The 11,229-nt window shown below is 38.4% G+C and carries 5 protein-coding genes; all 5 read right to left on the bottom strand.

The window, feature by feature from the left end:
* Nucleotides 1–1,011 precede the first annotated feature (1,011 nt).
* A complete protein-coding gene (locus F6K54_RS19985) occupies nucleotides 1,012–4,323 on the bottom strand; it encodes a tubulin-like doman-containing protein (protein ID WP_293080942.1) in 3,312 nt (1,103 codons plus the stop codon).
* A 340-nt stretch (nucleotides 4,324–4,663) separates the two neighbouring features.
* Nucleotides 4,664–5,152, bottom strand: a complete 489-nt coding sequence (locus F6K54_RS19980; RefSeq protein WP_293080939.1) for a hypothetical protein — start codon at nucleotides 5,150–5,152, stop codon at nucleotides 4,664–4,666.
* 95 nt (nucleotides 5,153–5,247) lie between these two features.
* Nucleotides 5,248–6,711 (bottom strand): RNA-guided endonuclease IscB, encoded by a 1,464-nt coding sequence (gene iscB / locus F6K54_RS19975; RefSeq protein ID WP_293080936.1) that lies wholly within the window; start codon nucleotides 6,709–6,711, stop codon nucleotides 5,248–5,250.
* Between the two features lie 266 nt (nucleotides 6,712–6,977).
* Nucleotides 6,978–8,738 carry an ABC transporter substrate-binding protein gene (locus F6K54_RS19970; RefSeq protein ID WP_293080933.1) on the bottom strand — a complete coding sequence of 587 codons (1,761 nt, stop codon included), beginning with the start codon at nucleotides 8,736–8,738 and terminating at the stop codon, nucleotides 6,978–6,980.
* Nucleotides 8,739–9,778: 1,040 nt separating this feature from the next.
* Entirely contained in the window at nucleotides 9,779–10,717 is a 939-nt protein-coding gene (locus F6K54_RS19965; RefSeq protein WP_293080930.1) for a glycosyltransferase family 2 protein, read from the bottom strand.
* Nucleotides 10,718–11,229: the final 512 nt, after the last annotated feature.

Genomic DNA, 11,229 nt, shown 5'->3' with positions numbered 1-11,229 from the left:
TCATTTCCAAATAACTAGACTAACTCTTAATCCGTTTATCCGTGCCATAATCCGTGTCTTGCCACGATCGCCCCATCACCCCATCATATCATGTCCGGTTGAATAATTAGACAATGGTTGTCAGAAGGCAGGAGGCAGGAGGCAGGAGGCAGAAGGTTTTCTTTCATTGTCACCTTAATTTTATACACGCTCCGATGCTACCGGACATGATATCACCCCATCACCCCATTTTCTAATGCACAATTTAAAGTGTGTCATATCATGTTCGGATAATCAGTTATAAAAAACCTTCTGCCTTTTAACCTTGCTCTTTCCCTTCTGCCTTCTGCCCTCTGCCTCCTGCCTTCGAACCACAGATATTATAAGTATTCAACCGAACATGATATCAGTCCACTACTGGACTAATTTTTGAGATTGCTTCCCTATCGCTCGCAATGACGGAAATACCTTCTACTACATAAGTTATATCATGTCCGGATAATTAGTGATAAAAAAACTTTCTCCTTCTTCTTCTTTCTTCCCTCCTGACTCCTGACTCCTGACTCCTGACTCCTAAGTCGTTATTTATTTAGGGTTTGCTGATTAAATTTTAAAGCATTGACTGATATTGGTTTTAGCCGTTTTAGGTCTTGAAAAAGTACAAGGTTTTTGCTCCTTAAAGCTCAAAAAGTTAGGATTTTGGGTTGACGCGAGGCAGAATCACTATTGGGATAATTCTTCCTCCTGCCTCCTCGCTCATTCCTTATTCCTCCTGTCTCCTGTCTCCTGTCTCCTGACTCCTACCCTCACCCATAAGACTTTTTCAGCAAACCCTATTTATAACTGTTCAACCGGACATGATATTATATGTATAAAGCAGGGACGTTCCATGGAACGTCCCTACAAGGTTTGATGTGTGAAGATGTGGTTCATTAATTTGAAAAGCACTGTAGGCAGTACGCTACTCAACCTAGAATAGCGATAATGCTCCGCTTAATTGCTTACAAATATCAAGCCAAGTCCTCAATCAAGCTAAGACAGAGAAGTCCCGCAGTACGAACAAAAACGAGCGCCTAACGGAACCTCTTTACGACACTCAGGATTAGGACAATATTTTCGTTGAGTAGTTGCTTGAGGTTCTGTTGAGTTCCTTGTTCCCCCTCCCACATTTGGTGAAGACTTTTTGGGTTCCGCAGAATTGACATCAAACCCTATTCCTGCTTTCGTAGAGTGATTTTGATTAGTAGTACCATTACTTCCAGGTTTAGGAAGTTTTGCAACCTCCATAAAATCTTGAATAATATTTTTCTCTCGCCTATACCTGGGGTTGGTGTCTCCTCCTTCTTTACGAAAGTCATTGAGGCGACTTTGGAGATAGGAATTAAGTCGCTCAGATAATTGTTGCTTTTGTTCTAACGTTTCTGCTTTTTCGAGCAGTCCATCTAATTGTCGTTTTATCTCTTGTTTATCTGCTGAAGAAACTGATAACTCTAGTACTTGAACCGCATCTTCCCAATTAGCTGCTAGTACAACTTTCTCCACATCTCCCCGATTGCTTTTATTGTAGCAAATCACATGATTTCCTGTATATGCGTACACTTCTTCCCGGAGAATATCAAGAGCGTGGGCAACAATTACCAATTTCTCAATTTCCGGATCGGCAGGCATCAAGTCCCAAAATAGACTAATATCCTCTTGTATATGCACAGTGGGTTCTGTTTTATTAGCACGGCCTTCCAGCGCCTCTCGTTCTGCCTTAACCTTCCGTCCACGCCATTTTTGGTAAGATTGACGTAATTGTTTAATTCCCTCAATACAACGAAGAGAAAACCCGCCTATTTCGTGAACTGCTATAATTTTGTGTTGTTCCCTTGGAGTGAGCGGTGCAAGAGTTTTAAAGTTTTGTTTCAAAGGTGTCACTTGCTCCCGAGCTGCTTCATCCTGTGTATCTTCTCCACCAACTAAACCAACTAGGGATTCCTCTTTGTAATCAAACTGAGGTTCGGAAAGGCTAGGAATTACCCGGTTAAGAACCACTAAAGCTTTTGATTTTTCTGCAAGCAACTTAATTTTGGCATCCCTAGCTTCTTTTTTGGGATATTGCTTCATTAAGCGCAGACAAGCATCCATTTCCGATTTAATTTTACTCTGTTCTGGCACATTAGCAATAAATTCTGCGGTTGTCTCTAGAACAAATCTTCTAAACTTGGGATAAGTAATTACATCAAGCTTCTCTATATCAAAAAGGTGGAATACCGCTGCAACATCCCGTGATTTTTTCCATAAAGAACTACTTTTGTCTAAGATCCTTGCCGTCATTTGCCTGGCGAGAACATCTATGCCTTGATAAGAAGCTAAAAAGTCTTCATACAACTCGTTTGATTTTTCTCGCTCATCCTCAAACAGGTTTAGACCAACTATTTTCATATTGCTAGCTTGGTTAGCTTCCTCCTCAGCAGTCTTGCGAAAATCTTCTGCTGAGGATGAAATTTGCTGCAACCATCGGTTAGTTCGGATTTTTAAACTTTCAACAGTCTTTTGCAGTTCTTCGAGTACCCTAACTGCAACTTGCCTTGACTTATACTCCAAACAAGCAGCAAAAGAAAGCCTCAAACCTGATAAGGCAGTATCATAGTCTTGCTTAATTTTGTCTTGTTTCCGAACCATCCACTGACTGGCAGATTGGCTAATGCGTCCAATAGCAGCATCATATCTTTGCTGCCCAGCTTCCTCCGTTACAGACCAAGTTTTCTCAGCTTCTCGCTTAAACCGATTGATTTCTGATGTAAATATATCTTCGATATAATTAAGCATAGTCTCGACAAACTTGGGACCTCGATTGCGGTCTTCTAAGTAGTTATATACCTTTTCTTCTAGTTGAGATTTTCCTTGCCTAATTAATTGCTCTCGATTATCATAGATCTGTTTGAGAAAATCACCATGCAGTCTTTCATCAGGGGAATTGTCAGCGAATTTTACGGTTCTGTATTCTTCAACTTTTGGTTGAATATGACCGATTAACTCTAGAACTTTACCTGTTTCTTTTGCAAAAGGGTTGGGCATTTGAGCCGTGCATTGCAGTAGTTTTAAATCTGCTACTTCTGCATCCAGTTCACTAATCCAATTTGCCGCCAGAGTGATTAATTGGCGATCGCCAGCTAGTAAAATAGCCTTGAGAATATCCTTACCAATTAATTTTATTGCCTTCAACTCATCCTCAATTTCTTTCCGAGGTTCAGGGGGTAAGTTCGCATGGAAATTTAACCACCATTCATAAAGTTCGGCTGCTAATCTGCCTCCGATAAAATTCCTAATAGGTTGAATGGGAATTTCTATAGTAGCTAACCCAAAGCTCATAAAATTACGCGGATAAGTTTGTCCTTGAGAACTATCATCAACAGTCACAAATGATTTGATATTATCTCTGAGCGATCGCTTATAAGGAGAGTAATTAGACACCAGATCCAGGAAAATATTTTGAGCGCACATTTCCCGCATATCGTTTATGTCTAATTGTACCCGGGAACCATTGCTCGTACCCACTAAATAAACAAAATCGTAAGGTGTTCGTGGTGCAATTTCATCTGGCATTCGGTCGTCGCGACTGTAAGAGTAGGTAAACTTTGTTCTGCTGTCGGAAAAGTAATTCAGCTCCATGAGTGCAGCGTAACCATTTTCCTTAACTCTGGATTTTTCGCCAGCAATACTAAAAGCATCAGGAGAAGGAATAATTGCTGTTGTCTCGATCTGTTGTCCGGCAAACCAGCGACGAAGGGAGTATCCTAGATCGATTAACATTCCACTTCCAGTTCCACCAGAAATTGAACCCACTATAAAAATATTAAGTGTAGTAGCTACTCTAAGTCCATATTGATTTTGCATCAAATCTTGATGAAAATCTGTTCTAGATTTAGCATTTTCTGTGGCTGTTCTGATTCCGTCATAGTTAAAGAAGAAAGCAAATCGACCGCAGCCTCGAATTTGTTTAGCTCCCTCCACGCTAGCTAAAAGTCCTGGTTGAGAGGCAAGTTCGGTAGGAAGCCATTCTTTGTACCATGGGAATTGATTTAAGTTGTTGACTATATCAGTAGCTTCTTCATAGGATACATGAGCCCAATATTTCTCAATATCTTTTAATGGTGGTCCTGCCATCCTGGTTTGTTGGATTTTGTACTCCCGGTCAGTATCAATGTGTAAAAACGACAAAACTGGTAGATTTTCCAAGCTACCATAAGATTCTACAACTAACCGTCGCAGTCGCGAAATTACTTCTAAACCTGTTCCTCCGACTCCGATAACTAGAGTGGGGACAATCGTTTTTCTTTCTGTTTCAGCGATCGGCATTTTTTTCTCCGTAAATTACAAATTAAAATCAAAAGTGGTGATTGAAAAAAATGAGAATTTTTATTTCCTCCTCTAATATCATGTCCGCTTGAATACTTACACTTTGGAGTCAGGAAGGCAGAGGTCAGAAGGCAACCCACCCCTAACCCCTCCCAGGAGGGGAAGGCAGAAGGGAAAGAAGGGTTCAAAGGGAGAAGGTTTTTTGATCGCTGATTATCCGGACATGATATAATATAGAATCCAGTTATACAGTATATGTTTATAATTCTATCCACACTTTCTCGCCTTAAATCTCCCCATCCCCCCATCTCCCCATCTCCCCATCTCACATAATAAGTATTCAACCAGATTTGATATCACATCCTTGGGCAACGTACAATACTCCTGCTAACAATCTAGCTATTACCCAAGGATTTGCATATATCCACAAAATAGGAGTAGCTACTGCCCAAAAAATAGCGTTAAAGTAGGCTATTTTTCCAGCTATATAGTAAGGAATTTTCATTCTATAGCACAATAGATGATCGATAGGTATAACAAGCATCCACATTAACGATATCCAGGCTAAACCCAGCCATAGTAAAACAAATGGTAGGTTAGAACTCAGACCATCAATTATCTGTAATCCTAAATTAGCAAGACCACAAGTCTGAACTATTTCCTCATAAGTGCTGTTAGTTAATTCCAAAATTAGCTCTACCCAGAAAGGAGGTGAGAATAAGTTAAGAAGATAAGTCAGCATCCCCAACACTATGAATACCAAGCTCAAAACAGCAGAAACATAAAAAATGGGGTAGTGCCAAAATCGCCCAAAAATACTTAATTTCATTCATCTAAATAGTTGCTGGAGACCCGCATTATAATCTTTGATTTAATGTCGGGAGGAAAGCAACCAGCATACAAATTACTTTCCTCTTCCTGTACTTAAAACAAGCTTAGTTGCTCGCCATCAGTACCTTTAAGCTTTTTCTTTTTCCTTCTGGCTTTAGGTTCAATCTCAGCAGTTAGCCCAGAAGTATCAAACATATGAGATTGAACTGGGCTATCTAAAGTCTCAGTTATTTTCTTGACAAAGTTAACTGTTTTTTGTTTGACTAACTCACCAAAGCTATAAGTACAACCATCTGACTTATGTAGATTTTTACAATATTTATGACTAATTCCTTGTACAGTTTCAGTCTTAGTCTTAATGTTAAAACTACCAGTTTTTCTAACAGCAACTCGACCAGTATAAACACCAATCTTTTTGCCTTTAGTCACAACAGCTTTGACAATATCACCAGTCATAAAACCATAAAATGATTTTTGTCTGAGTTTTGGTGCAGTTCTAGGAAAACCATATTTGTCAGGTTTAACCATTTGTCTATTCCCTCTACCCATTGCTTTGATAATTAATGGCTGATAGTTCCGAATATTTAAACTATCGGGTGTAGAAGTACCGACACAAGCAGCATCAGTCCAATGTGACTTGCTAATACCATTACGTTTCCTATTGTATTTAGTTAAACCACCACTACCAGTTTCAACAATTAAACCAGTAGACTCTAATACTTCTTTAAGTTTCCACCTAGTCGCATTAATAGCAGCAGCATCAGCTAATGGTTGCTTTCTTTGCTTATTTATTATCTCTAATATTTTAGGCCGATCTGATAAGAAATCTTCAGGCAAACTATTTGACTTAGCTTGATTGCAATCAACACAACTAAGAACTAAATTAGATACTCGATCGCTACCTCCGCGAGATTTAGGATAGAAATGGTCTAAGTTAAACACAGCTTCCTTAGTCCCACAATAAACACAAGTTCTATTGAATTTCTCAAGTAGATATTGTCTAATTTCGTAACTAAACAATTCACCCATTTGATATTCAGTTCCTTGTATTTCTGGATTGACTATTTTCTGCATATCAAACTTAACTAATTCCATTGAAATATTTGAAATTGGGGCAAATTTGATTAACTTATCAACCCAGGATTTGATATTCCGAACTCGACTAATTAAACTAGGTGGTAGCCAACCTTTAGTTCTAGTTCTATTCAAAAACCGAGCCTTTCTGTACCTGGTTTTACGATTACGTCTAGAACGTCTCACTTGTCTACGCTCCCTCAAAGCTTCAGATATCTCGAAACCTCTATGCTCAAGTTCAGCACACCAAACTAAATCGGTATCAGATAATAAAGCTAATCCAGTATATCTAGCACCAGGGTCAATCTTAATCCGATACTTTTTTGTAGGCTTTGATTCCGACTTTAAGATAATAGTGAATGGATAATTTCTAAATACTGCTGCTAACCCTTCTGACAACAATCTTCTTGCTTTACCAGGATGGATTGGGTCACAAGGCTTCTTATTAGTATCTAGAACAAAAACTGAGTTTCTGTTTAACATTTAAAAATCTCCTATTGCTAGGGTAACGGCCAACTAGATAAAGTTAAGAATGCTTTTGAGACTAACTACACTTTCAATACCCAAATAGAATGTTTAATAGTTAGTGATAGAGCGACAGACTGTTGGAGCATCTGAAGGTATCTTGACACTCTTAACGTAGCCAATTAAGGCTTAATCGGGTCAACTCTAAGGTTGTAAACCGAAATTTACAAGCCCACGCTATATCAAAAGATTAGCGTTGGGTTGTTGACAAAGTTCCACAATCTTTATTCCCTGACAATATCAAAACCAAATTTAGAATTATTGGGAGCTACCGAGCCACCTTGAGTAGCTTTTACCAGAATTGGTTCGCTGCGACGTTCCCCCTCTGAAGTAAATTCAAGTGGGGAACCAGAAGTTTTATCTGATGAAAGATTGATGCCTTGAAGTTGCTGCAAAACTTCAGACCTAGAGATATTGCTAGAAAAAGCATTAATAAAAGCTTGTGTAGCATCAAAGCTCATAGCTGTCCGCCAGTTAACCAAACCTCCCCACTGCTTTTCTGCCATCTTTGAAAAGTCTTGAGATAGTGGTGATTTAGCAAACCATGGTACTGCCAAAATTAAATCTTCGACACTTGCTCCAGCTTTTAGAGTTGTAGGGCTGTATAAAGCATCACCTCCTAACAGCTTTAACCTTTCTTCCGTCTCTAATTGGGAGTTTGCCTTGGTTATTTCCAAAGCTACAGAAGTAAACTGGGTATTTGGAAATAATAGAGCTGCCTGGGCTTCTTTTTTCAAGGCAATACGAGTAATATCTATCTTGGCATCAAATTCTGGATCACTTAAATCAACACTCCGAATCACCTGGCCTCCAAGGCTATCAAAATTTTTCTCAAAAGCCTCTTTCAGACTACTACTGTAGGAACTCTTAGGATTGTAGAAAATCACCGCATTATCTATCAAAAGTTTATTATAGGCATAATTTGCTAACTTTTCCCCTGCTGCTGCATCTGAGGGAACTGTCCTGAAGAAAGCTTTACCGCTTAATGAGGTACTGGTGCTGGTAGGAGAAATCATCGGTAAACCTGCCTCCTCATAGACAGCTAACCCTGCCTGGCTGGCACTACTAGAGTTATGGCCAATAACTCCTATAATAGAAGAGTCGTTAACCAGTTCCCTAGCTACCTTCTCCGACAGTTCAGGTTTGTTGCCATCATTAGCGATCGCTATCTGTAATAATTGGTCATTAAATCCTCCAGAATTGTTAAATTTATTTTGCGCTTGGGCCACACCCCGGAGCATTTCTTGGGCAGAAGTGAGTCTGCTATCAATTGGCACAACCACTGCCAAAGTAATTGGGTTAGGTTTCTGGTTGGCTAGAGCATTATTATAATAAATCAACACTTCTGGATCGTTACGATCTGCTTCTGTAGCCTTTTTGAATAATTCAGCAGCTTTGGAGTAATCACCTTTTTGGAAGGCTTCAATGCCGCGATCGCGATTAACATTCCCAGTTCCAGAAAATAGAGTTTGTTCTCCTTGACTAAAACCTTCTAGTTGCTTTTGAGTTGTTGCTTTCTCAGAAGGAGGAGTGCTGGGAACAGTTGAATCAACCTTTTCTCCAGTCTGATCGTTGGGACTAGGTTTTGGAGTAATTGTCTGTTCAGTACTCTCCTGAGAAGAGTCTGCTTTCTCAGAAGGAGAAGCGCTGGAAACAGTTGAACCAAGCTTTTCTCCAGTCTGATCGTTGGGACTAGGTGTTGGAGTAATTGTCTGTTCAGTACTCTCCTGAGAAGAGTCTGTTGAATTTTGGGAAACTAGGTTTGGCCATAACCAGTAACCTCCACCAAGAACAGCTACTGCGGACAAAGCTGCTATTACTGCTCCAATAGGAAACTTTCCACCCTTGTGTTTTGGGCTATTCCGCTCCCTGTTACATATAGGACATTTTTGGTCCCATTCAACCTCTATACTAGGATGAGGTTCCTCTGTATACCCTTCACATTTCCAGTTACTCTCAGTATTATTGCTCATTGATTGAAACAATGCTAAAAATTATATTGTGGTATCTAAATAATAATCATATCAATTTTTCTGAAGAAAACAGTTCATTAATTGATAATGGATAATGGATAATGGATAATTGATAATTACCTCTGGTTAAAACTGTTACGGAATTGAATATCAGGAGATATTATTTCTTCTTTTGGTCGATTGGATATGGTTAGGAAACCCATCCATCTCATCCTACGGAATGCTCCGAAACGACCGCTTTTTTTCCCTTAAAAGGGGAGGCTTCAAGGCGCGAATTATTTAATTATTAATTATTAATTATTAATTATTCGGTAAGCATTTCCTCCGGAATGCTGCGCAAACAGCCGTCAGCTATCAGCTATTGCTTTTAGTTTGAGATAAAAGCTTTACTAATTGAGGATGAATTAAATCTTACTACTAAAGTCGGCTGTAAAGTCTATATTCATTTAAACCTCCTAATAAGAGCTGAGAGCTGACAGCTAATATCAAATCCGGTTAAACAGTTATAGAATGCTTAAGTCTTTAGAATTCAGCAATTCTGCAATTTCCTACGGAATGCTTCGCAAACAGAATTCAGAAGAAGAAAGATAAGACAAGATGAGGGTAGTTATGGCAATTGGAGATTTTTTTTATGTCCAATTAAGCGGATTTGATATAATAGCTGAATGCTTACAAAAACAGACAATCTATAACACCTAAAAATCAATTTTCTTCTACTCCCCTACTCCCCTACTCAAAAAAATATTATATTATATAATGGTAAGCATTCAGCTATTAGCTGTCAGCTAGAGCGCAACAATATTCTCTCATATAGGACAGTGTTTAAATTAACAACTGACTTTAAGGACAAGGGAGCTAACTTTTTGTAGTAAGAAAATTAAATATTGCTTTGATCGTAAACTAAAAGTAATAGCTGATGGCTGATAGCTGACGGCTGAATGCTTACATATAATGTTCGGATAATCAGTTATAAAAAAACTTTATCTCTTTTAACCCTTTCTTCCCTTCTGCCTTCCTTCCTCCAAAGTGTAAGTATTCAACCGAACATGATATTAATTCTTATCCTCAAATCCTGCCACTTCAGATAAAGTATAAAGAGGTCTACCTTTCACTTCTTCATAAATACGTCCGATATATTCTCCTAAAATTCCAATACTTACTAATTGTACTGCTCCTAAAAAGAAGATTGCCATTATAATTGTTGCCAAACCAGTTAATGGTGAATCTGGATAAAAAATCCGCCAATATAAAACTAAACAAGCCATCAATAAAGCAACACAAGCAGCAAATAATCCTATATAAGTAGACAGCCGTAAAGGTACTTTAGAAAAAGAGACTAAACCATTAATTGCTAAGGCTAAAGACTTGGCAAAAGTATATTGAATATCACCAGCAAAACGAGGTTCGCGCTCAAACTTAATTGCCGTTTGTTTAAAACCAACCCATGCTCTTAAACCTCGAATATAACGATTAGTTTCTGGCATTTTATTCAAAACATCCACCACACATCTATCCATTAAACAAAAATCTCCCGTATCAATGGGAATTTCCACATCTGCTAAATGTTTTAAAATCCGATAATATAGAAAAGCAGGCAACTTTTTTAACCAACTTTCTTGATGTCTTTTTGTGCGTTGAGCATAGACAACTTGATAACCCTGTTTCCACTTTTCAATTAAGTCTGGAATTAGCTCTGGTGGATCTTGCAAATCTCCATCTAAAACTACAATAGCTTTCCCCCTAGCAAAATTTAAACCAGCAGTAACAGCAATTTGATGTCCGAAATTACGGGCAAAACTTAAATAACAAATTCGAGAGTCTTGTTGATGTAATTCTCGGAGTATTTGTAGAGAGCGATCGCGACTCCCATCATTAATTAAAATTAACTCTACATCTCCATCCATTCTATTCAGAATGGCATTCATACGCCGATATAATTCTGGGAGATTTTTCTGTTCGTTATAAATAGGAATTACTATAGAATATTTCATAAAAGAAGAAAGAAGGAAGAAGGAAGAAGGAAGAGGGAAGATTGAAGAAACAATAATATCATGTTCGGATAATCAGTTATAAAAAAACTTTATCCCTTTTAACCCTTTCTTCCCTTCTGCCTCCTGCCTCCAGCATAGCTGCCTTCCTTTCTCCAAAGTGTAAGTATTCAACCGAACATGATATAACTTCCTAAAAAAAGGAAGGAGGAAGAGGGAAGAAACAATAATTTTCTATTAAAATAGATTTTTCCATGAAGAAGAAAGAAGGAAGAAGGAAGAAGGAAGAAGGAAGAGGGAAGATTGAAGAAACAATAATATCATGTTCGGATAATCAGTTATAAAAAAACTTTATCCCTTTTAACCCTTTCTTCCCTTCTGCCTCCTGCCTCCAGCATAGCTGCCTTCCTTTCTCCAAAGTGTAAGTATTCAACCGAACATGATATAACTTCCTAAAAAAAGGAAGGAGGAAGAGGGAAGAAACAATAATTTTCTATTAAAATAGATTTTTCCAT

It is taken from the genome of Okeania sp. SIO3B5 (assembly GCF_010692555.1).
GTDB lineage: Bacteria > Cyanobacteriota > Cyanobacteriia > Cyanobacteriales > Microcoleaceae > Okeania.
This window is presented reverse-complemented; position numbering and strand designations above follow the sequence as displayed.

Coding starts and splice junctions, on each gene's coding strand:
- F6K54_RS19985 (WP_293080942.1), bottom strand. CDS start 4,323: ATGCCGATCGCTGAAACAGAAAGAAAAACGATTGTCCCCACTCTAGTT.
- F6K54_RS19980 (WP_293080939.1), bottom strand. CDS start 5,152: ATGAAATTAAGTATTTTTGGGCGATTTTGGCACTACCCCATTTTTTAT.
- iscB (WP_293080936.1), bottom strand. CDS start 6,711: ATGTTAAACAGAAACTCAGTTTTTGTTCTAGATACTAATAAGAAGCCT.
- F6K54_RS19965 (WP_293080930.1), bottom strand. CDS start 10,717: ATGAAATATTCTATAGTAATTCCTATTTATAACGAACAGAAAAATCTC.